General features: G+C 72.9%; 21 protein-coding genes and 1 riboswitch. Of the genes, 5 read left to right on the forward strand and 16 right to left on the reverse strand.

All coding sequences use genetic code 11. The features are described from left to right. Positions 1 to 618, forward strand: a complete 618-nt coding sequence (locus tag ACFPYL_RS17540; protein ID WP_379157122.1) for a hypothetical protein — start codon at positions 1 to 3, stop codon at positions 616 to 618. Between the two features lie 4 nt (positions 619 to 622). On the opposite strand, the gene ACFPYL_RS17545 is transcribed toward ACFPYL_RS17540, so the two are convergent. The 9 genes from ACFPYL_RS17545 to rpe all read right to left on the reverse strand — a co-directional run bounded on the left by ACFPYL_RS17545 (position 623) and on the right by rpe (position 7,230). Continuing rightward, complete coding sequence (locus ACFPYL_RS17545; protein WP_379157125.1) at positions 623 to 1,093, reverse strand: PH domain-containing protein; 471 nt, start codon at positions 1,091 to 1,093, stop codon at positions 623 to 625. Next, on the reverse strand, positions 1,077 to 1,922 hold the full coding sequence (gene hisG / locus ACFPYL_RS17550) for an ATP phosphoribosyltransferase (RefSeq protein ID WP_379157128.1): 846 nt from the start codon (positions 1,920 to 1,922) through the stop codon (positions 1,077 to 1,079). Before hisG ends, ACFPYL_RS17545 begins: the two co-directional genes overlap by 17 nt. A 10-nt stretch (positions 1,923 to 1,932) precedes the next feature. Beyond that, on the reverse strand, positions 1,933 to 2,196 hold the full coding sequence (locus ACFPYL_RS17555; protein WP_056159606.1) for a phosphoribosyl-ATP diphosphatase: 264 nt from the start codon (positions 2,194 to 2,196) through the stop codon (positions 1,933 to 1,935). A gap of 11 nt (positions 2,197 to 2,207) precedes the next feature. Continuing rightward, positions 2,208 to 2,693 (reverse strand): 6,7-dimethyl-8-ribityllumazine synthase, encoded by a 486-nt coding sequence (gene ribH, locus ACFPYL_RS17560; RefSeq protein ID WP_379157132.1) that lies wholly within the window; start codon positions 2,691 to 2,693, stop codon positions 2,208 to 2,210. A 1-nt stretch (position 2,694) separates the two neighbouring features. Next, on the reverse strand, positions 2,695 to 3,957 hold the full coding sequence (locus ACFPYL_RS17565) for a bifunctional 3,4-dihydroxy-2-butanone-4-phosphate synthase/GTP cyclohydrolase II (protein ID WP_379157135.1): 1,263 nt from the start codon (positions 3,955 to 3,957) through the stop codon (positions 2,695 to 2,697). After that, positions 3,954 to 4,655 carry a nicotinamide mononucleotide transporter family protein gene (locus tag ACFPYL_RS17570; protein WP_379157138.1) on the reverse strand — a complete coding sequence of 234 codons (702 nt, stop codon included), beginning with the start codon at positions 4,653 to 4,655 and terminating at the stop codon, positions 3,954 to 3,956. Before ACFPYL_RS17570 ends, ACFPYL_RS17565 begins: the two co-directional genes overlap by 4 nt. Beyond that, positions 4,652 to 5,254, reverse strand: coding sequence for a riboflavin synthase (locus ACFPYL_RS17575; RefSeq protein ID WP_379157141.1), 603 nt, complete (start codon positions 5,252 to 5,254; stop codon positions 4,652 to 4,654). The genes ACFPYL_RS17570 and ACFPYL_RS17575 overlap by 4 nt, the downstream gene beginning before the upstream one ends. A 1-nt stretch (position 5,255) precedes the next feature. Next, positions 5,256 to 6,290, reverse strand: coding sequence for a bifunctional diaminohydroxyphosphoribosylaminopyrimidine deaminase/5-amino-6-(5-phosphoribosylamino)uracil reductase RibD (gene ribD / locus ACFPYL_RS17580; protein ID WP_379157144.1), 1,035 nt, complete (start codon positions 6,288 to 6,290; stop codon positions 5,256 to 5,258). 75 nt (positions 6,291 to 6,365) lie between these two features. After that, positions 6,366 to 6,507, reverse strand: a riboswitch (FMN riboswitch). A 60-nt stretch (positions 6,508 to 6,567) separates the two neighbouring features. Beyond that, positions 6,568 to 7,230 (reverse strand): ribulose-phosphate 3-epimerase, encoded by a 663-nt coding sequence (gene rpe, locus ACFPYL_RS17585; protein ID WP_379157147.1) that lies wholly within the window; start codon positions 7,228 to 7,230, stop codon positions 6,568 to 6,570. 34 nt (positions 7,231 to 7,264) lie between these two features. Between rpe and ACFPYL_RS17590 the strand changes: the two genes are divergently transcribed. Next, a complete protein-coding gene (locus tag ACFPYL_RS17590; protein WP_379157150.1) occupies positions 7,265 to 7,576 on the forward strand; it encodes an iron chaperone in 312 nt (103 codons plus the stop codon). Positions 7,577 to 7,592: 16 nt separating this feature from the next. On the opposite strand, the gene ligD is transcribed toward ACFPYL_RS17590, so the two are convergent. Then, a complete protein-coding gene (ligD, locus tag ACFPYL_RS17595) occupies positions 7,593 to 8,555 on the reverse strand; it encodes a non-homologous end-joining DNA ligase (protein WP_379157153.1) in 963 nt (320 codons plus the stop codon). Positions 8,556 to 8,595: 40 nt separating this feature from the next. Here ligD and ACFPYL_RS17600 point away from each other — a divergent pair, with 40 nt between their 5' ends. From ACFPYL_RS17600 to ACFPYL_RS17610, 3 genes are read left to right on the forward strand one after another with little or no spacing between them, the layout of a single operon-like run. Then, positions 8,596 to 9,336 (forward strand): AAA family ATPase, encoded by a 741-nt coding sequence (locus tag ACFPYL_RS17600; RefSeq protein WP_379157155.1) that lies wholly within the window; start codon positions 8,596 to 8,598, stop codon positions 9,334 to 9,336. A 54-nt stretch (positions 9,337 to 9,390) separates the two neighbouring features. After that, positions 9,391 to 9,897, forward strand: a complete 507-nt coding sequence (locus tag ACFPYL_RS17605) for a SigE family RNA polymerase sigma factor (protein WP_379157158.1) — start codon at positions 9,391 to 9,393, stop codon at positions 9,895 to 9,897. Next, positions 9,897 to 10,499, forward strand: a complete 603-nt coding sequence (locus tag ACFPYL_RS17610; RefSeq protein ID WP_379157161.1) for a hypothetical protein — start codon at positions 9,897 to 9,899, stop codon at positions 10,497 to 10,499. The genes ACFPYL_RS17605 and ACFPYL_RS17610 overlap by 1 nt, the downstream gene beginning before the upstream one ends. 1 nt (position 10,500) lies before the next feature. Here ACFPYL_RS17610 and ACFPYL_RS17615 read toward each other — a convergent pair whose 3' ends face one another. The 6 genes from ACFPYL_RS17615 to metK all read right to left on the reverse strand — a co-directional run bounded on the left by ACFPYL_RS17615 (position 10,501) and on the right by metK (position 19,566). Next, positions 10,501 to 11,826 (reverse strand): RsmB/NOP family class I SAM-dependent RNA methyltransferase, encoded by a 1,326-nt coding sequence (locus ACFPYL_RS17615; protein ID WP_379157164.1) that lies wholly within the window; start codon positions 11,824 to 11,826, stop codon positions 10,501 to 10,503. Next, entirely contained in the window at positions 11,816 to 12,742 is a 927-nt protein-coding gene (gene fmt, locus ACFPYL_RS17620; protein ID WP_379157167.1) for a methionyl-tRNA formyltransferase, read from the reverse strand. The genes ACFPYL_RS17615 and fmt overlap by 11 nt, the downstream gene beginning before the upstream one ends. Next, positions 12,742 to 13,287, reverse strand: a complete 546-nt coding sequence (gene def, locus ACFPYL_RS17625; RefSeq protein WP_379157170.1) for a peptide deformylase — start codon at positions 13,285 to 13,287, stop codon at positions 12,742 to 12,744. The genes fmt and def overlap by 1 nt, the downstream gene beginning before the upstream one ends. A gap of 106 nt (positions 13,288 to 13,393) precedes the next feature. Then, positions 13,394 to 15,424: a primosomal protein N' gene (locus ACFPYL_RS17630; protein ID WP_379157173.1), complete on the reverse strand. Its 2,031-nt coding sequence runs from the start codon at positions 15,422 to 15,424 to the stop codon at positions 13,394 to 13,396. A 36-nt stretch (positions 15,425 to 15,460) separates the two neighbouring features. Further along, positions 15,461 to 18,253, reverse strand: coding sequence for a M4 family metallopeptidase (locus ACFPYL_RS17635; RefSeq protein ID WP_379157176.1), 2,793 nt, complete (start codon positions 18,251 to 18,253; stop codon positions 15,461 to 15,463). Positions 18,254 to 18,375: 122 nt separating this feature from the next. Then, a complete protein-coding gene (metK, locus tag ACFPYL_RS17640) occupies positions 18,376 to 19,566 on the reverse strand; it encodes a methionine adenosyltransferase (protein WP_379157179.1) in 1,191 nt (396 codons plus the stop codon). Positions 19,567 to 19,586 lie beyond the last annotated feature (20 nt).

The following is a 19,586-nucleotide window of genomic DNA, read 5'->3' on the forward strand; positions in this document are numbered from 1 at the left end:
ATGAGGCCCACCGTCCTGCTCCCGTTCGTCGCCGCGCTCACGGCCGTGCTCGCCGGCTGCGGCGGCTCGTCGTCCGAGGCCCACGACCCGGGCGCCGGCCCGGCGGCGACGTCTCCCAGCGTCGACCCCGACACGGTGTGCCCGCCGAAGCTCGCCCGGGGCGACGACCCGGACGGGCACGGCTTCGGCACCCAGGAGGACGCCCGGGAGCACCCGCAGCTGCCAGCGCCGGGGCAGGCGTGGACGTGTCGGTACGACCCCGTGGAGTCCGCCCAGACCCCCGACGGCGGGACCGAGCTCAACTGGGTGCTGCACGGTCCCGCGGACGCGGTGGCGAAGCCGGAGCTCGCGGCCCTCACCGACGCGCTGGGGCAGGTCGCGCCCTTCGAGGACGGCGACCGGATGTGCACCGCCGACCTCGGGCCGCGCTGGATGGTCGTCTACCCCGGCGACGACGGGCTCGTGGGCGTGGTCGTCGACGACTACGGCTGCCGGGAGGTTCGGCTGACCGACGACCCGGCGACCATGGCACCCGGCGCGGGCGAGGGTGACGGCACCGTCCCCGGCGTGCTCGACGGTGGCACCGCGGTGCTGACGGCGGTGGGCGTCGGGCGCTGAGCTGCTATCTGGTCTGCTGCTCGGCGAGCCTGCGGAGCTGGCGGACCGCCTGCTTGGCCCGGTCGCCGTCGGATCCCTGGATCCCCATCGCGGCGACCGTGGTGCCGTCGGCGAGGTCGATGGTGGCCCAGGGCGCGCCCGGCGGCAGGTGCACGGCGACCAGCTGGGCCCACTCGAACTCGCGGCGGCGGTAGCCGTTGACGACCACCAGGCGGGTCTGCTCGGCCACCACCCGCGAGCGCACCAGCGCGAACCACAGCGTGAAGGCCAGCAGGCCGAGGGCGAGGACGGTGCCGCGCTGGAACCAGGTGAACCGCGCCTGGGTCTCCTCGTCGAAGCCGATCCAGGTCAACGCGCACACGACGAGCAGGCCGGCGCCGAGGACCGTGCCGGCCATCCGGACGCCGAAGGGACGCCAGGTGTGGGGCAGGCTCGGGAGGCTCGGCGCCGGGCGCGGGTCAGAGCCGGCAGGCATGGATGTCGGTGAGCAGGATGCCTCGGGCACCGATGTCGTAGAGCTCGTCCATCAGCCGCTGGGACCCGTCCCGCGGGACCATCGCACGGACGGCGACCCAGCCCTCGCGATGCAGGGGCGCGATGGTCGGACCCTCGATGCCGGGGGTCAGGGCGACGGCGGCGCTGACCCGGGCCTCCTCGATGTCGTAGTCCATCATCACGTAGCTGCGCGCGACCAGGACGCCCTCGATGCGGCGCTTGAAGACCTCGAAGCCGGACGGCACCGAGCCGCCGCGGGTGACCAGCACGGCCTCGGACTCGAGGATCGTCTCCCCGAAGACCTCGAGGCCGGCCTGGCGCAGGGTGCTGCCGGTCTCGACGACGTCGGCGATCACGTCGGCGACGCCGAGCTTGATGCTGGTCTCGACGGCGCCGTCGAGGCGTACGACGGTCGCCTCGATGCCGTGCTCCTCGAGGAACGAGCGCACCACCCCGACGTACGACGTGGCGATGCGGGCGCCGGCGAGCTGGCTCAGGTCGGAGAAGACGCCGAGCGGCCCGGCGAACCGGAACCGGCTGCGACCGAAGCCGAGGCCGGTGACCTCGTCGGCCTTGGCGCCGGAGTCGCGCAGCAGGTCGCGGCCGGTGATGCCGACGTCGAGGGTGCCCTCGCCGACGTACAGCGCGATGTCGCGCGGGCGCAGGTAGAAGAACTCGACGCCGTTGTCGGTGTCGATCAGGGTCAGCTGCTTGGAGTCCTCGCGCTGCCGGTAGCCGGCCTCGCGCAGGATGTCGGTGGCCGACTGCGAGAGCGACCCCTTGTTGGGGACCGCGATTCTCAGGGACATGGTGGGCTTCCTACAGGTGGGCGTAGACGTCGTCGAGCTCGATGCCGGTCGCGAGCATGAGCACCTGGGCGTGGTAGAGCAGCTGGCTGATCTCCTCGGCTGCCCGCTCCCGGCCCTCGTGCTCCGCGGCCATCCACGACTCGGCGGCCTCCTCGACCAGCTTCTTGCCGATGAAATGGACCCCGGCGTCGAGCTCGCGCACGGTGCCGGATCCCTCGGGGCGGGACCGGGCCTTCTCGCTCAGCTCGGTCCAGAGCTCGTCGAACGTCTTCACGGTCAGAGAGCCTACGGCGTGCCGGTCCTCACCGACGCCAGGGTCCGGGCGGTGAGCAGCGCGGCCGAGGTGGCTTCGTAGCCCTTGTCCTCGCGCGAGTGCGGGAGGCCGGCTCGCTCGAAGGCCTGCTGGTCGTTGTCGCAGGTGAGCACGCCGAAGCCGACGGCGACCGTGTGGTCGAGGCCGACGCGGACCAGCCCGTCGGTGGCGGCGTTGCAGACGTAGTCGAAGTGCGGCGTGCCGCCGCGGATCACGACGCCGAGGGCGACGACCGCGTCGTACCCCTGCGCGGCGAGGGCGCTCGCGACGACGGGGAGCTCGAAGGTGCCGGGCACCCGGACGGTGCGGTGCTGCGTGACGCCGTACTCCGCGAGCGCGCGCTGGGCGCCGCCGAGCAGGCCGTCCATCACCTGGGTGTGCCAGCTGGCCGCGACGATGGCGACCTTGAGGCCGCTGGCGTCGAAGACCTCCTGGTCGGGTGCTCCTTCTCCGGACATGTCAGGCTCCGTTCGCGAGGTCGGCTGCCTCGGCAGCGAGGTTGGGGAGATCGTGGCCCATCCGGTCCCGCTTGGTCAGCAGGTAGGCGAGGTTGTGGTCGTTGGGGTGCGGCGTCAGCGCCACCCGCTCGGCGACGTGGACGCCGAAGTCCTCGAGGTTGTCGACCTTGTCGGGGTTGTTGGTCATCAGCCGGACGTTGGTGACGCCGAGGTCGCGCAGCACCTGGGTCGCGGTGCCGTAGTGGCGCGCGTCGGCCGGCAGGCCGAGGTCGAGGTTGGCGTCCACGGTGTCGCGGCCGCCGTCCTGGAGCTGGTAGGCCTGCAGCTTGGCGACCAGCCCGATCCCCCGGCCCTCGTGCCCGCGCAGGTAGACGACCACGCCGCGGCCCTCCGCGACGATGCGCTCCAGCGCCTCGTCGAGCTGGGGGCCGCAGTCGCAGCGGCTGCTGCCGAAGACGTCGCCGGTCAGGCACTCGGAGTGCACCCGCGTCAGGACGGGCTCGGGGCCGGACACGTCGCCGTACACGAGGGCGATGTGCTCGGAGTCGTCGACGGTGATCCGGTAGCCGTACGCCGTGAAGTCGCCGTGGCGGGTGGGCAGCCGGGTCTCGGCGACCCGCTCGACGAGGTTCTCGTGGCGGCGCCGGTAGCGGACCAGGTCGTCGATGGAGATCATCGCCAGTCCGTGCTCGTCGGCGAACTCGCGCAGCTCGGGGGCGCGCTTCATGGTGCCGTCGTCGTTGACGACCTCGACCAGCACGCCGGCGGGGGTGAGCCCGGCGAGGGTGGCCAGGTCGACGGCCGCCTCGGTGTGGCCGCGGCGGACGAGCACGCCGCCCTCGCGGTAGCGCAGCGGGAAGACGTGGCCGGGCCGGGTGATCTCCCACGGCTCGGTCGCCGAGTCGGCGAGCACCCGGGCGGTGTGTGCCCGGTCGGCGGCGGAGATGCCGGTGCTCACGCCGTCGCGGGCGTCGACCGAGATCGTGTACGCCGTGCGCAGCTTGTCCTTGTTGTGCGGGGTCATCAGCGGGATCTCGAGGCGGTCCAGCATGTCGGCCGGCATCGGGACGCAGATGACGCCGCTGCTGTGCCGGATCGTGAACGCCATCAGGTCCGGGGTCGCCTTGCTGGCGGCGAAGATGATGTCGCCCTCGTTCTCGCGGCCTTCGTCGTCGACGACGATGACGGCCTTGCCGGCCGCGATGTCGGCGATCGCGCGCTCGACGGTGTCGAGCCGGACGTTCTCGTGCTCGTGCTGGGTCATGCGGGGACCTTCTCTCGGAGCGGCTGTTCGGGCGCGGCGGTGGTCGCCCGCAGCCAGGTGACGAAGCCGGCGACGCAGAGGCCGCCGTAGAAGACGTAGAGGATCGCGGAGGGGTAGTAGCCGGAGTGCCACAGCAACGGCACCCCGACCAGGTCGACGGCGATCCAGGCGAGCCAGAAGTCGTTCCAGCCGCGAGCCATGGCGTACGTCGCCAGCATCGAGCCGACGAAGATCCAGGCGTCGCACCAGTAGTACCAGCGTGGTGCGGGCCAGCCGGCACCGACGACGGAGAAGACCCACTGGCAGACGAGCACGCCCGCGGCCGCCGCGACGAGGTAGGCGACCCGCTCGCGGGCGGTCGCCCAGCGCGGGTCGACGGCGGGGACGTCGCCGCCGCCGTGGGCGCGCTTGGCCTGCTGCCAGCGCTGCCAGCCGTAGATGCTGGTGATGATGAAGAAGACCTGGCGCCCGGCCTGGCCGAAGAGCGGCTGCTGGGCCTGGGCGTCGAACGTCGCGGCGATGAAGACGGTGAAGAGCAGCACGTTGCCGACGATGCCGACCGGCCACGCCCAGACCCGGCGGCGCAGGCCGCCGACGGCCGACGCGAAGCCGAACGCGTTGCCGAGGATCTCGCGCCAGGTGATCGGGTGCCCGGCGATCGTCAGGTGGGCGTCGTAGAACGAGGCCAGCGTGCTCATGCCTGCTCCTTCGCGTAGGGCAGCAGCCGCTCGACGTACTTGGCGATGACGTCGACCTCGAGGTTGACGCGGTCGCCGGGCTGCCGGGTGCCGAGCGTGGTGCGGGCAAGGGTCTCGGGGATTAGGCTGACCGTGAACCGGTCGCTGCCCGCCTCGACGACCGTCAGGCTGACGCCGTCGACGGTGATCGAGCCCTTGTCGACGAGGTAGCGGCTCAGCTCCCTCGGCAGTGAGATCTCGACGACCTCCCAGTGCTCGCTGGGGGTGCGACTCACGACGGTGCCGACGCCGTCGACGTGGCCCTGGACGATGTGGCCACCGAGGCGCTTGTCGGCGGTGACCGCGCGCTCCAGGTTGACCCGGTCGCCGGGGCGGACGCCGTACAGGCTGGTCTTGTCGAGCGTCTCCTGCATGACGTCGGCGGTCCAGGTGTCGGCGTCGTACGTCGTGATCGTCAGGCAGCAGCCGTTGACGGAGATCGAGTCACCGAGGCCGGCGTCCTCGAGGACGGTGGTGGCGCGGATGCTGAGGCGGATCGCGTCGCCCTGGTCCTCGATCGCGGCGACGGTGCCGAGCTCCTCGACGATGCCGGTGAACATGTCAGTCCTCTCCTGGTGCCAGCGTGAACCGGACGTTGCCGTCGGGGTCTCCGGCGAGCACGGTGATGTCGGTGATGCGGGGACGCAACGCGTCCGCGATGGTGGTGATTCCGAGGTCGGCCACGGCGGAGCGGCCGGCGCCGAGGATCATCGGGGCGACGTAGACGACGATCTCGTCGACGAGCCCGGCCTGCACGAACGCCGCCGCGAGGGTCGGGCCGCCCTCGAGGAAGACGTGCTGACGGTCGCGGGCGTAGAGCTGGGTGAGGGCTTCCTTCGGGTCGCGGGTGCGGAGGTGGAGGCTCTCCGCGTCCGCGTTGAAGATGCGGCGACCAGGGTCGAGGTCGCGCTCCCCCATGACCACGCGGAGCGGCTGGGTCGCGAGCGGCTGGTCGTGGTCGTCGCGGACGGTCAGCAGCGGGTCGTCGACGGCGACCGTGTTGGTGCCGACGAGCATCACGTCGCAGAGCGCGCGCAGCCGGTGGGTGTCGCGCCGCGCGGCGAGGCTGGACACCCAGCGGCTGGTGCCGTCGGCAGCGGCGCTGCGGCCGTCGAGGGTGGTGGCGAACTTCCAGGTGACGAACGGGCGACCGTGCTCGACCGCGAAGGTCCAGACCCGGTTGAGGGTCCGGGCGTCGTCGACCAGGACACCCGCCTCGACCTCGATGCCGGCTGCGCGTAGCGTGTCGGCCCCCCCGGCGGCGGCCGGGTTGGGGTCGGACTGCGCGAACACCACACGGCGTACGCCCGCGGCGACCAGCGCCTGCGCGCAGGGAGCGGTGCGGCCCGTGTGGTTGCAGGGCTCGAGGGTGACGACCGCCGTGGTGCCGCGGGCGCGATCGCCCGCCGTGGCGAGGGCGTCGGCCTCGGCGTGGGGGGTGCCGGCGCCGCGGTGGAAGCCCTCGGCGACCGTGCTGCCGTCGTCGGCCAGCAGGACGCAGCCCACGCGGGGGTTGGGGCCGAGCGGGACGCCGGGGGTGGCCGCCAGCTCGAGGGCGCGACGCATCGCCGCCTGCTCGGCTGCGGTGGTGCTCATGCGGGGCCCCTCATGTCCGTTCACGGACTCCGGGGCTGGACGGGTCGCACACGTACGACGTACGCGTGACGACACCTGCGTGCGCTTCCCATCCGGACTTTCACCGTCGGTCCAGGATTCTCACCTGGTCAACCGGTCACTGGCTGTGACCGGGTCGCGGACTTCTGATCTCTCAGTCACCGCCGGCTCGGAATTACACCGACCCCAGAGCACGCGAGTTGAAAACTCGTCGGGTCGAGTCTGCCACAGAGCCCACCGAGCCAGGCCGTGGGACGGGTCACATCGCGGACTGTGCCTTCGCGCGCAGCTCGCCGATCATCCGGTCGGGGTCGTCGGCGGAGTAGACGGCCGAGCCGGCGACGAAGACGTCCGCGCCGGCCTCGGCGCAGCGCTCGATCGTCTCGAGGCTGACGCCGCCGTCGACCTGGAGCCAGGTCTCGACGCCGTGCCTGTCCATCAGCTCGCGGGCGCGGCGGATCTTCGGCAGGCAGAGGTCGAGGAACTTCTGGCCGCCGAAGCCCGGCTCGACGGTCATGATCAGCACCATGTCGAGCTCGGCGAGCAGGTCCTCGTAGGGGTCGATCGGGGTCGCCGGCTTGAGCGCCATGCTGGCCCGCGCGCCGTGGGCGCGGATCTCGCGGGCGAGGCGCACCGGGGCGTTCGCGGCCTCGACGTGGAAGGTGACGGAGCCGCAACCGGCCTCGACGTACGCCATCGCCTCGGTGTCGGCGTCCTCGATCATCAGGTGCGCGTCGAGGGGTACGTCGGTCGAGCGGGCGAGCGCCTCGACCATGGTCGGCCCAAACGTCAGGTTGGGCACGAAGTGGTTGTCCATCACGTCGACGTGCACCCAGTCGGCGCTGCCGATCCGCGCGACCTCCTCGCCCAGGCGGGCGAAGTCGGCGTTGAGGATGCTCGGCGTGATCTGGATGTGTCCCACGGGCGGGAGTCTAGTGAGGGCCTAGCGTGGCTCCGTGGCCACGTACGAAGAGTTCCGCGACCACGTCCGCGACCTGGTGCTCGACGCCGCGCCGGACGCGGAGGAGGGCACGTCGTACGGCATGCCCGCGTGGAAGTGCGCAGGGAAGCCGCTGCTCGGCCTCAACCGCGCGAAGGCCCACATCGGGGTCTACCCGTTCAGCTCGACCATCGTCACCGCCGTCAGTGACCGGCTCGACGGCTTCACGCTCACCAAGGGCGGGGTGCAGTGCACGCCTGACCACCCGGTGCCCGACGAGGTCCTCGTCGAGATGGTGCGGCTGCGGCGCGCGGAGATCCTCGGCTAGGAGCCACCGGAACGGGTCATTCCTCGGGTTCGGCCGGAGCTTCAGCACCGGCCGCCTCGTCGCGCGCGGCCCACTCCAGCAGCGGCGTGATGTCGAAGACCTGGTCATCGATGTCGGCGTGCAGGTCGCCGAGCTCGGCGAAACGGGCCGGCACGGTGAAGATGGTGAAGTCGTGCGGGTCGGCGTCGTCGACCTCATCCCACCTGATCGGCGTGGAGACCCGGGCATCGGGCAGGCCGCGCACGGAGTACGCCGCGGCGATCGTGTGGTCACGGGCGTTCTGGTTGTAGTCGACGAAGAGGTGGTGCGGGTCGCGGTCCTTCTTCCACCACTGCGTGGTGACGTCGTCGGGCATCCGGCGCTCGATCTCGCGCGCGAAGGCGAGCGCGCCCCGGCGTACCTGCTTGAAGCCGTGCTCGGGCCGGATCCGCACGTAGACGTGCATCCCCTTGCTGCCGCTGGTCTTGGGGTAGCCGACGGCACCGAGCTCGTCGAGCACCTCGTGGACGACGTGCGCGACGCGGCGGACCTGGTCGTAGTCGCTGAGGGGGCCCGGGTCGAGGTCGATGCGCCACTCGTCGGGGACCTCGGTGTCCTCGCGCCGGCTGTTCCAGGGGTGGAACTCGACGGTCGACATCTGGACGGCCCAGATCACCGAGCCGAGCTCGGTGACGCAGAGCTCGTCGGCGGTGCGGTTCCAGCGCGGGAAGTGCAGCTGGACGGTCTCGACCCAGGGCGGGGCGCCGTTCGGCAGCCGCTTCTGGTGGACCTTGTCCCCCGCCAGTCCCTTCGGGAAGCGGTGCAGCATGCACGGGCGCTCGAAGAGCGCGTTGACGATGCCCGGGCCGACGGCGAGGTAGTACTCGACCAGGTCGAGCTTGGTCGCGCCCGACTCCGGGAAGTAGACCCGGTCCGGGTTGCTGATCCGCACCACCCGGTTGTCGACCTCGATCTCGACCGCGGGCGGCTTGGACGGCATGCGGACAAATCTAGGGGGTGGCACGCCGTACCGTTCGGACGTGGACTTCGACCAGCCGCCCGTGGTGGGTGTGGAAGTGGACCGCGAGCGCGGCCTCGACCCCGACGCGTGGCCGATGACGGTCCCCGCCGTCGCGCAGCTGGCACGTGAGGGCCTGGAGCTGTCGCCGTTCGTCACCTTCCTGGTCGGCGAGAACGGCTCGGGGAAGTCGACGATCGTCGAGGCGGTGGCGGCGGCGTACGGTCTCTCGCCGGAAGGCGGCTCGGCGCAGGGGCACTTCTCGACCCGCGCGACCGAGTCGCCGCTCGGTGCCTCGCTCCGGCTGCAGCGTGGCCTCGGAGCGGCGCGGTGGGGCTTCTTCCTGCGGGCGGAGACCATGCACAGCTGGTACACCTACAGCGAGCAGACCGGCCGGGACCTGCCGCCGGACCAGCCGGTGCCGCCGAGCTACCACGAGATGAGCCACGGCGAGTCCTTCCTCGAGGTGCTGCGCACCCGCTTCGACTCCCCCGGGTTCTACTGCCTCGACGAGCCCGAGGCGGCGCTGTCGTTCTCGTCGACCCTGGCCCTGATCGGGTCGCTGGGGCGGATCGTCGAGTCGGGCGGGCAGGTCCTCTGCGCGACCCACTCGCCGGTGCTCGCGGCGATGCCCGGCGCCACGATCCTCGAGGTGGGTGAGTGGGGCATGCGGCGTACGACGTGGGAGGAGCTCGAGCTGGTGCAGCACTGGAAGGCCTACCTCGACGCGCCGGGTCGCTACCTGCGGCACGTGCTGGACTGAGAAATCTTCGGGTCACCTGTCACCGAACCGCCCTGTCGAGGAGTCTGATCTGGTGTGACGAGGACCGATGCCGAGGCGTTCGCCGAGTTCGTGCGGGCGACCGGCCCGCGGCTGCACCGCTCGGCGCTGCTGCTCACCGGGGACCACCACCTCACCGAGGACCTGACCCAGGCGACGTACGCCCGGGTCTACGCCTCGTGGCGCCGGGTGTCGCGCGCCGACGACCCGCTGGCCTACGCCCGCAGGACGCTGCTCAACACCTACCTCTCGCACCGCCGGCTGCGTCGCAACAGCGAGCTGCCGGCCGATCCCACCCTCGGACCGGAACCCGCCTCGCCCGAGGCCGACCACGCGACCCGGCTGGACCTCCTGGACGCGCTCGCCACCCTGCCGCCGCCCGACCGGGCGGTGCTGGTGCTGCGCTACTGGGAGGACCGCAGCGTCGCCGACACGGCCCACGACCTCGGCATCACCGAGACGGCCGTCCGCACCCGCTCCCGGCGCGCGCTCCAGCGGCTCCGTCCGCTGCTCGGCGCCGACCTGATCGAGAGGACCTCCTGATGACCCACGACGACCACCCCGAGCTCAGCACCGCGCTCCGCGAGCGGGTCCGCGACGAGGCGCCCGACCTCGACCAGCTGATCCGCGTCTCCACCCGCACCGGCACCCGGATGCGGCGCCGTCGTACGGCGGCCGCCGGCCTCGGCTGCGTCGTCGCCGGGGTCGCCGTCGTCGGGATCGTCGCCAGCAGCCTCGGGGGCGCCGGGGACACCGCCGGCACCGACCCCGGGGTGGCGACGCAGCCGACGGCCGCGGCATCTGCCTCGCCGACACCGACGCCGGCCGACGTCGTGCCGCCGCAGCCACCGGCCCAGGACCTGCCGGTCACCGTCGCCCTGGGCGCCCTGCGGGACTGGGAGGTGGGCACGGCCGCGGACGACAAGTTCCCGGTGTCCAAGGGCGACTACTTCCTGACCGTGCACGCACGGCCGATGTCGGAGTACGCGGCGTGGTCCGGCAACGACCCCGACCACCCGTCCAGCGACGTCGTACACGTCGGCGAGAACTACTTCGTGACCGTGCAGCCCGCGGAGGGCATGCCGATGGACGTCGTCTCCGAGCTCGTCGACGCGCTCCGCTACCAGGTGCGCTGGAAGCAGTAGGTCAGCGTCGACGCAGCAGGGCGAGGAACATGGCGTCGGTGCCGTGCCGGTGCGGCCACAGCTGCACCGTGCCCGGCACGGGCCCCTCCGCGTCCGGGACGTCGAGCTCGACGGGCTCGAGGACGACGTCGTCGCGACCCTGCAGGACCGCGGTGACCACGCCGCTCGTCTCGGCGAGCACCGGCGAGCAGGTCGCGTAGAGCACGACGCCACCGGGCCGGATCAGGTCCAGGGCGGAGCCGACCAGCCGCTCCTGGAGCGGCACCAGCTCGGCGATGTCGGCGGGGCGGCGGCGCCACCGCGCCTCCGGCCGTCGTCGCAGCGCACCGAGGCCCGTGCACGGAGCGTCGACCAGCACGCGGTCGAAGGAACCGGTCCGGTACGGCGGCGTGGTGCCGTCCGCCGCGACCACGCCGAGCACGCCCTGCGAACCGCTCAGCGCCTTGCGGACGAGGCCGGCACGGTGCGGCTGGCGCTCGGAGCCGACCAGGCCGGCACCACGCTCGGCGGCCAGCGCCGCCAGCAGTGCCGCCTTGCCGCCGGGTCCGGCACACAGGTCCAGCCAGCGGGCGTCGCTGCCCTCGACCGGCGCCGCCGCGGCCGCGATCGCGACCAGCTGCGAGCCCTCGTCCTGGACGCCCGCGCGCCCCTGGGCCACCGCCCGGACCTGGCCGGGGTCCCCGCCGGCCAGCACGACGCCGTACGGCGAGAAGCGGGTGGGCTCCCCCGGCAGCTCGTCGCGCGTGGCGCGGCCGGGCCGGGCGACGAGGGTGACCTTCGGTGGTGCGTTGTCGGCCGCCAGCAGCGCCTCGAGCTCGTCGTCGCGTCCCAGCGCCGCGCGCAGCTCGTCGACGACCCAGGCGGGGTGGCTCGTGGCGGTCGCCGCGTCGGGGGCCACCTGGGTGATCCATGCGGCCAGGTCCTGCTGCGACACCGTGCGCAGCACCGCGTTGGCGAAGCCTGCGGCGCCCTGGCTGACCCGGAAGCGCACGAGGTCGACGGTGGTGCTGATGGCGGCGTGCGTGGGCACCCGCATGGCGAGCAGCTGGTGGCAGCCGAGCCGCAGCCCGTCGAGCACCTTCAGCTCGACCTTGCTCAGGGGGCGGTCGATGCAGGCGGTCAGGATCGCGTCGTACGTGCCCTGCCAGCGGATCGTCCCGGACGCCAGCTCGGTCGCGAAGGCCGCGTCGCGACCGCTGAGCCGGTGCTCGCGCAGCAGCGCCGGCAGCACCAGGTTGGTGTAGGCGTCGTCCACGCGGACCGCCTTGAGCACCTCGAACGCGACCATCCGGGCCGGGTCGACGCGACGCCTCTGGTCAGCCGGCATCGAACGCCGAACCGCTCTCGATCCGCTGGCCCCGGACCCAGTCGGCGGCCGGCATCTGCTTGCGCCCGTGCGGCTTGACGTCGCCGAGTCGTACGGCGTGGGTGCCGGTGCCGACGAGCACCTGGGACTTGCTGACCTCGAGCCGACCGGGCTGGAGCACCTGCTCGGTGAGCGTGACCGGGCCGAGCTTGACCCGCTCGCCGTCGTACGTCGTCCACGCACCGGGGGCGGGCGTGCAGGCGCGCACCTGGCAGTCGACGGCGATCGCCTGGCGCGACCAGTCGATGCGGGCGTCGTCGACCAAGATCTTCGGGGCGAAGGACACACCCTCGGCCTGCTGCGGGCGCGCGCCCAGCGAGCCGTCCTCGATCCCGTCGAGGGTCGCGACGAGCAGCCCGGCGCCGCCCTCGGCGAGGCGACCGAGGAGGTCGCCGGAGGTGTCGTCGGGACGGATCCGCTCGGTCATCACGCCGAAGGTGGGGCCGGCATCGAGCTCCTTGACGATGAGGAACGTGGTCGCACCGGTGACCTCGTCGTTGTTCCAGATCGCGTGCTGCACGGGGGCGGCACCGCGCCAGTGCGGGAGCACCGAGAAGTGCAGGTTGATCCAGCCGATGGTCGGGATGTCGAGCGCCGACTGCGGCAGCATCGCGCCGTACGCGACCACCGGGCAGGCCTCCGGACGGAGGGCGCGCAGCGCCTCCTGGAAGTCGGGGTCCCGCGGGTGCTCCGGCTTGAGGACGGGGACGCCCAGCTCCTCGCCGCGCACCGCGACCGGGCTGGGGGTGAGCTTGCGGCCGCGGCCGAACGGCGCGTCAGGACGGGTGACGATCCCGACCAGCTCGTGGCCGGACGCGGCGATCGCCTCCAGCGAGGGCAGTGCGACCTCGGGGGTGCCGGCGAAGACGACGCGCATCAGAACCCGAAGCCGTTGGTGGCGTGCGGGGAGACCTTGACGGTGGGTTGCTCGAGGCCGAACCACTCGGCCTCCCGGATCGCCTTCATCGCGGCCTTGCGGGCGTCGGTGTCGAGCCGGTCCACGAAGAGCACGCCGTCGAGGTGGTCGGTCTCGTGCTGGATCGCGCGGGCGAGCAACTGCGAGCCCTCGATGACCACCGGCTCGCCGTGCATGTCGAAGCCGTGGGCGACCACGGAGAGCGCGCGGGTGCAGTCGAAGCTCAGGTCCGGGATCGACAGGCAGCCCTCGGGGCCGTGCTGGGTGTCGGAGGAGAGCTCGAGTCGCGGGTTGACCAGGTGGCCGAGCTCGCCGTCGACGTGCCAGGTGAAGACCCGCAGGCCGACGCCGATCTGCGGCGCGGCCAGGCCGGCGCCGGGTGCCTCCAGCATCGTGTCGGTCAGGTCCTCGACCAGGCGGCGCAGCTCCTTGTCGAAGTCGACGACCTCGATCGCGGGCTTGCGCAGGACGGGGTCTCCGAAGAGTCGGATCGGCTGGATGGGCACCGCGCCAGTCTAGGGAGGACGCACAGCGGACTCCCTGTCGGTGGTCGAGCGAGCGCCCGGGGACGCGCCAGCGGACCCGACGGCGCGTGTCGAGACCAGGATGGGCTCAGAGGGTCGGCGGATCGACCTGGATGCGTACGGCGTCCAGCTTGCGGGCCGAGCGGAGCCGCTGGAGCTCGCCGAGCGCGCGGGAGAGGTCGGCGCCCTCCGCCCGGGGCACCCGGACCACGACCCGGCTCTCCCCGTCCGCGACCTCGACGGGCCCGAGCAGCTCGGCCGACTCGGGCGCCGCCAGCAGGGTCACCGCGTCGTCGACGGCCCCGGGCTCGCCGGTGATCGTGGCGAGCCGGCTCGCGGGCGGCAGGTGCGCCGCCAGCCGCTCGTCGGTCTCGCGCTCGGCGTGGCCGGCCGGGTCCCAGCGCACCAGCGCCTGGAGCGTCGGGTGCGCGGGGTCGCCGACCGCGACCACCCGCCCTCCGGGGCGCACCAGCGCCGCGGCGTCGGCCCAGCGGCGCAGCGCCTCCTCGCCCGCGCGCAGGTCGATGCGCGAGAGCAGCAGCCAGGTGTCGAGCAGCACCACGGCGGCGTACCCGCCTTCGGCGACCGGTTCGGCGCCCGGGGTGGCCACGACGACCTGGCGTGCGGCCGAGACGGTCGCGAGCACGGTGTCGCCCGAGCTGGTGCGGACCCGGGTGTTCGGCAGCGCGCGGCCCAGCTCCTCGGCGGTGCGGGCGTCGCCGAGGACCGGCGCCCGCAGCCCGCGGTATCCGCACTCGCGGCACGCCCAGGCCTCGTCGACGGTGCCGCACCAGCGGCACGCCGGCGGGGTCGCCGGACCGGTCAGCGCGAGCGGGCCCTGGCAGACGTCGCAGCGGGCGGGCGTCCGGCAGCGCTCACAGGCCAGCACGTTGACGTAGCCCAGGCGCGGCGTCTGGACGAGCACCGGGCCGCTCTCCAGGGCGTCGCGGACCAGCAGGTGCACCTCGCGCGGGATCCGGGCGCCGCGCGCGTGGACGTCGCGGTCGGTCTCGTTGCCGGCGACCTGGACGCTCACCCGACGGCGTACCTCCGCGCGGTCGGCGGCGATCTCCTGCGCCCAGCCGGTGCGCAGCAGGTAGGCCGCCTCGACGGTGCGCACGAACCCGCCGATCAGCGCGCCCGCACCCTCGCGCTCGGCGCGGAGCAGCAGGGTCTCGCGGGTGTGGGGGTACGGCGCGCGCGGCTCCGCGTGCAGGTCGTCGCCGTCGTCCCAGATGACGACCAGCCCGAGGTCGCGGACCGGCGCGAACCCGGCCGCGCGGGTGCCGACGACGACGCGCCGGGCACCTCGGCTGACGGCCAGGAAGTCGCGGTAGCGCCGCGCCGGACCGGCGTCGGCCGTCAGCGTCACGTGCTGGCCCTCCCCGAGGACCGCGACCAGCGCCCGGTCGACCCGGGCCACGTCCTTGCCGTCCGGCACGCAGATCACGACACCACGGCCGGACGCGTGGGTCGCGGCGGCGGCGTGGGCGACGAGGGTCGGCCAGTCGGTGGCGGGCGCCGCCGCCCAGACCGCGCGCGGGCTGCCGCCGACGGCCAGGTGCCGCAGGAAGGCGGGTCCGGGCAGGTGCTCGGCCCAGGCCTGCTCCCCCGCCTCGGCGTCGTGCTGCCACGGCACCGTGGGCGGCGCCGGCTCCTTCTCGGTGGTCGCGTGCCGGGTCGGGATCGCCAGCCGCAGCACGTCGGAACGGGTGCCGGCGTACCGCTCGGCGAGCTCCGCGGCCAGCCCGGCGATCTCGGGGTGCAGGACCGGCTCCGCGCTGACCACCCGACGCAGCGGGCTCAGGCGTCCCGTGTGCTCGCTGCGCTCACCGCGGGCGAGCACGAAGCCGTCGACGTCCTGGCCCGCGAAGCGCACCTTGACCCGGGCACCGGGGACGGCCGCTTCGCCCATCGCCGCCGGGACGGCGTAGTCGAAGAGGCGGTCCAGGTGGGCGAGCGGCACGTCGACCAGCACCTGCGCCACCGGGTCCACGGCCGCCGGCTCGGCCTCCGCCGCCTTGCGGGCGCGGGTGGCACGGGCCTTGGCCTGCGACGCCTTCACCGACGCCCGAGCCATGCCCGGCAGCAGCTCGGGGTGCTCGTCGGGGTCGGCCATGGGCGCAGTTCTACCAGCGCCCGCTGACGGTCCGGACTACCGGCGCTTCTTGGCCTTCACCTTCCCGGAGGCCTTCGAGGTCGCGGTCGTCGTGGTGTAGCCGGCCTTCGTCCCGGTCACCCGCACCGAGATGCGCTTGCCCTGGTCGGCCTTCGTGAGCGTGTACGACGTCCGGGTCGCCCGCGGGATCGGCTTCCCGCTGCGCAGCCACTGCAGGCGCAGCGCCACCGGGGCGGGCTTCCAGGTCCCCGGCCTGGCGACCAGGCGCGCCCCGACCTGCGGCTTCCCGGTGATCACCGGCCGGCCGCGGACCAGCGTGCCGCGCGCGACGGCGGCCGTGGCGGCGCTCGTGGCCGAGGAGGAGCCGAAGCCCGCCTTGGTCGCGGTGACCGTGACGGCCAGAGCCTGGCCGACGTCGGCCGCCGTCGGGTGGTAGGTGGTCGACGTCGCGCCGCCGATCGGCGTACTGCCGCGCAGCCACTGGAACGCGACGGAGTCCGGGGTCGGCGTCCACGTGCCGGCCGTCGCGGTCAGCGTGGCGCCCACGGCAGGCGTGCCCGACACGGTGGGAGCCACGGAGCCCGCGATCGCCGGCGGGTCGCAGGTGTAGAGCGAGACGTCGTCGACCGCCCAGCCCGGGAACGAGACCGAGCTGTCGGTGTTCATCGTGAACCGAGGCTTGACCGAGGTGCCCGCGAACGACGTCAGGTCGACGCGGCTGGCGACGTACCCGCGGCTGTCGCCACCGAAGCCGAGGCGGCCGGCCGCCGGGTTCGAGAAGCCCGAGCTGATCGTCTGGCTGGGCCCGTTGACCCAGGGCAGGCTCGCGGTGTCGACCGGACCGGAGCCGGCGTCGACCTCCACGGTGCCGGCGTCGTAGAAGCCGTTCGTGTCGTAGTCGAGCACCCGCCACTGCTGGAAGAAGAGGTACGCCGGCTGACCTGCCGGCAGGGCGACCGCGGTGCTGGCGACCAGCGAGCTCGTCCCGACGGTCGACGGATCGTCGGAGAGCCACGCGTCCGGGCCGGTGTGCGAGACCGAGGCGCCGCGGGTCCAGGTGGATCCGGCGACGAACGTCGACTCCGGCGTGCCGGTCTCGCTGTCGAGCAGCACCCGCTTGACCGTCCCGACCGGGCACTCGGCCGTCGCGTCGGCCGGCTGGGGGTTGTTGGTCGGGGTGGTCAGCAGCTCGGTCGCGAGCGTCGCCTTGTGCACGTTGGTGCAGTCGGCGGCGGTGAACCCGGCCGTGCCCGCCGCGAGCAGCGCCTGGCAGCTCTGGTCCAGCACGGCGCCCTCGTCGGCGTAGTCGCTGCCGGACGTCAGCGACTGGTCCACCAGGATCCAGAGCCGGGCCGACTTCGTCAGGGTCGGGTCACCTGCGTCGATGCCCGTCATCGTCTGCCCGTTGAAGGTTCCGCCCTGCGAGATCAGGAACGCCGTCTTGTTGCCGACCCCCGAGTTGGTGTGCACCCCGTCGTTGTCGGGGTAGGTGCTGCCCTCGATCTTGTAGAAGCCGCTCGAGGTCTTGTCGGGGTCGCTGAACACCGTCGGGTCCGCCATGTTGCGGATGCCGTTCGGGAAGCCCGGGATGTCCTCGCCGAGGTCCCAGTCGGCGTCCGACTCGGCGCCGTGCCGGTGGTCGATGATCTCGCCGATGATGTCGGACATCGACTCGTTCATGGCGCCGGACTGGCCCCAGTAGAAGAGGCCCGAGTTGCGCTCGGTGAAGCCGTGGGTGATCTCGTGGCCCACGACGTCGTCCGCCACGGCGTACCCCTGGCCGTAGTACATCTGGGAGCCGTTCCAGAAGGCGTTGTCGTACGGGCAGGCGTTGCTGGCCCCCGTGTAGCACCACCGCACGGTGGAGGCGAACTTCTTCTGCCCTGACACGGTGACACCCAGCAGCTGGGTGATGTCGACCCCGGCGACCTGCTGGTAGAAGTCGGCCACCACGCCGCTCAGGTCGTACGCCGTGTCGACGTCGGCCTGTCCGGTGGCCGACCCACCCTCGGTGCGCGCGAAGCCCGACGTGCACGGGATGTCGCTGCCGCGGCGGACGTTCGCGTTGTCGCAGACCACCCGGTCGACCGCGTGCTGGACCTCGTCCACGTCCATCAGCACGGCGCCGGTGCGGTCGTCGACCATGACCTGGCGTCGCTCGTCGGCGCCGCGGGTGACCTCGAAGCGCCAGACGCCCCGGGCCGCGACCGTCGGGTCGCCGCCGATCAGCCCGGCGTCGAGCAGCCAGCGACCCAGGGACTCGACGGTGGTCCCGCCACCGGCGCCGGCCTGCTTGAGGAACGCCGCGCGAGCCTGCGTCTCGGCCTCGCCCTCGGTGACCGTCGCGGACGCGACCTCGGTCGCCTCCGAGGACTCCGCGAGGATCGAGGACAGCTCGCGGTCGTCGCGCAGGCTGACCACGACCTGGCCACCGACGACCGGCACGCCGCCGACCGCCTGCTGGTAACGGACCAGGTCACCGGCGGACGTCGACTGCGCGGACACCTGCTCCCACGTCGTGCCGTCGTGCCAGGTGCCGGCCGCCGCGCCGTACCGGGCCAGGTGCAGGTCGGCCGCCGCGGTCACGCTCGTGCCGGGGCCGACGTCGGGGTTGTCGAAGTCGGAGCCGGCCGGGACACCGACGAAGCCGGCGTGCTCCCGGACCCCGGCGCTGCGCACCGTGACCGGTCGGTCGGAGTCGTGGTCGAGCCGGGCCGTCGCCTGGGCTTCCGGGTCGGCGGCGAGCGCGGGCGTGGTCGCGACGGCGACCAGGCCGCCACCGACCATCAGGAGCGCGAGGAGGTGCGAGAGCGTGCGTGGCCTGGACATCGTTTGCTCCTGAAGGCGGGACGGCACCCGAGCGGACGATTCACGGTAGGCCGCGAACGCGACAGCGGACATGCCCCGATCGGGGCATGTCCGCTGTCGATCTGCTGTGAGTCTGCGCCTCGTCAGAGGCCGGCGGCCGCCTTGAGGGCGTCGGCGCGGTCGGTGCGCTCCCAGGTGAACTCGGGGAGCTCGCGACCGAAGTGGCCGTAGGCCGCGGTCTTGGCGTAGATCGGGCGCAGCAGGTCGAGGTCGCGGATGATGGCGGCCGGGCGCAGGTCGAAGACCTCGAGCACCGCCTCCTGGATCTTCTCGTCGGAGACCGTGCCCGTGCCGAACGTCTCGATGAAGACACCGACCGGCTGCGCCTTGCCGATCGCGTAGGCGACCTGGGCCTCGCAGCGACGGGCCAGGCCCGCGGCCACGACGTTCTTGGCGACCCAGCGCATGGCGTACGCCGCGGAGCGGTCGACCTTCGACGGGTCCTTGCCCGAGAACGCGCCGCCGCCGTGGCGGGCCATGCCGCCGTAGGTGTCGACGATGATCTTGCGGCCGGTCAGGCCGGCGTCGCCCATCGGACCGCCGACGACGAAACGACCGGTCGGGTTGACCAGGAGGCGGTAGCCCTCGGACGGGATCTGGAAGGTGTCGAGGACCGGGTCGATGACGTGCTTCTTGACGTCGGCCTCGAGGGCGTCGAGCTCGGTCTCCTCGGAGTGCTGCGTCGAGAGCACCACGGTGTCGACGCGCACGGGCCGGTTGTCGGCGTCGTACTCGATGGTGACCTGGGTCTTCCCGTCGGGGCGCAGGTAGGCCAGCGTGCCGTCCTTGCGGACCGCCGTCAGCTGCTCGGCGAGCCGCTGGGCGATCACGATCGGCAGCGGCATCAGCACGTCGGTGTCGTCGCACGCGTAGCCGAACATCAGACCCTGGTCGCCGGCACCCTGCTTGTCCATCGCGTCCACGGAGCCGGTGCGGCTCTCGTGACCGGTGTCGACGCCCTGGGCGATGTCGCCGGACTGGCCGCCGATCGCCACCATGACGCCGCAGGACGCGCCGTCGAAGCCCTTGAGCGAGGAGTCGTAGCCGATCTCGAGGATGCGGTCGCGCACCTTCTGCTTGATGTCCACGTAGCCGGTGGTGGTCACCTCGCCGGCGACGACGACGAGGCCGGTGGTGAGCAGCGTCTCGACCGCGACCCGGCTGTGCGGATCCTGCTCGAGCATCGCGTCGAGGACGGAGTCACTGATCTGGTCAGCGATCTTGTCCGGGTGACCCTCGGTCACCGATTCCGACGTGAAGAGACGTCCGGTCACTGCTGCTCCTTGGTGCGGTA

The organism is Nocardioides hankookensis, from assembly GCF_042658885.1.
In the GTDB taxonomy this organism is placed as follows: Bacteria; Actinomycetota; Actinomycetes; order Propionibacteriales; family Nocardioidaceae; genus Nocardioides; species Nocardioides hankookensis.

Coding starts and splice junctions, on each gene's coding strand:
- ACFPYL_RS17540 (WP_379157122.1), top strand. CDS start 1: ATGAGGCCCACCGTCCTGCTCCCGTTCGTCGCCGCGCTCACGGCCGTG.
- ACFPYL_RS17545 (WP_379157125.1), bottom strand. CDS start 1,093: ATGCCTGCCGGCTCTGACCCGCGCCCGGCGCCGAGCCTCCCGAGCCTG.
- hisG (WP_379157128.1), bottom strand. CDS start 1,922: ATGTCCCTGAGAATCGCGGTCCCCAACAAGGGGTCGCTCTCGCAGTCG.
- ribH (WP_379157132.1), bottom strand. CDS start 2,693: ATGTCCGGAGAAGGAGCACCCGACCAGGAGGTCTTCGACGCCAGCGGC.
- ACFPYL_RS17565 (WP_379157135.1), bottom strand. CDS start 3,957: ATGACCCAGCACGAGCACGAGAACGTCCGGCTCGACACCGTCGAGCGC.
- ACFPYL_RS17570 (WP_379157138.1), bottom strand. CDS start 4,655: ATGAGCACGCTGGCCTCGTTCTACGACGCCCACCTGACGATCGCCGGG.
- ACFPYL_RS17575 (WP_379157141.1), bottom strand. CDS start 5,254: ATGTTCACCGGCATCGTCGAGGAGCTCGGCACCGTCGCCGCGATCGAG.
- ribD (WP_379157144.1), bottom strand. CDS start 6,290: ATGAGCACCACCGCAGCCGAGCAGGCGGCGATGCGTCGCGCCCTCGAG.
- ligD (WP_379157153.1), bottom strand. CDS start 8,555: ATGCCGTCCAAGCCGCCCGCGGTCGAGATCGAGGTCGACAACCGGGTG.
- ACFPYL_RS17610 (WP_379157161.1), top strand. CDS start 9,897: ATGACCCACGACGACCACCCCGAGCTCAGCACCGCGCTCCGCGAGCGG.
- ACFPYL_RS17615 (WP_379157164.1), bottom strand. CDS start 11,826: ATGCCGGCTGACCAGAGGCGTCGCGTCGACCCGGCCCGGATGGTCGCG.
- fmt (WP_379157167.1), bottom strand. CDS start 12,742: ATGCGCGTCGTCTTCGCCGGCACCCCCGAGGTCGCACTGCCCTCGCTG.
- ACFPYL_RS17630 (WP_379157173.1), bottom strand. CDS start 15,424: ATGGCCGACCCCGACGAGCACCCCGAGCTGCTGCCGGGCATGGCTCGG.
- ACFPYL_RS17635 (WP_379157176.1), bottom strand. CDS start 18,253: ATGTCCAGGCCACGCACGCTCTCGCACCTCCTCGCGCTCCTGATGGTC.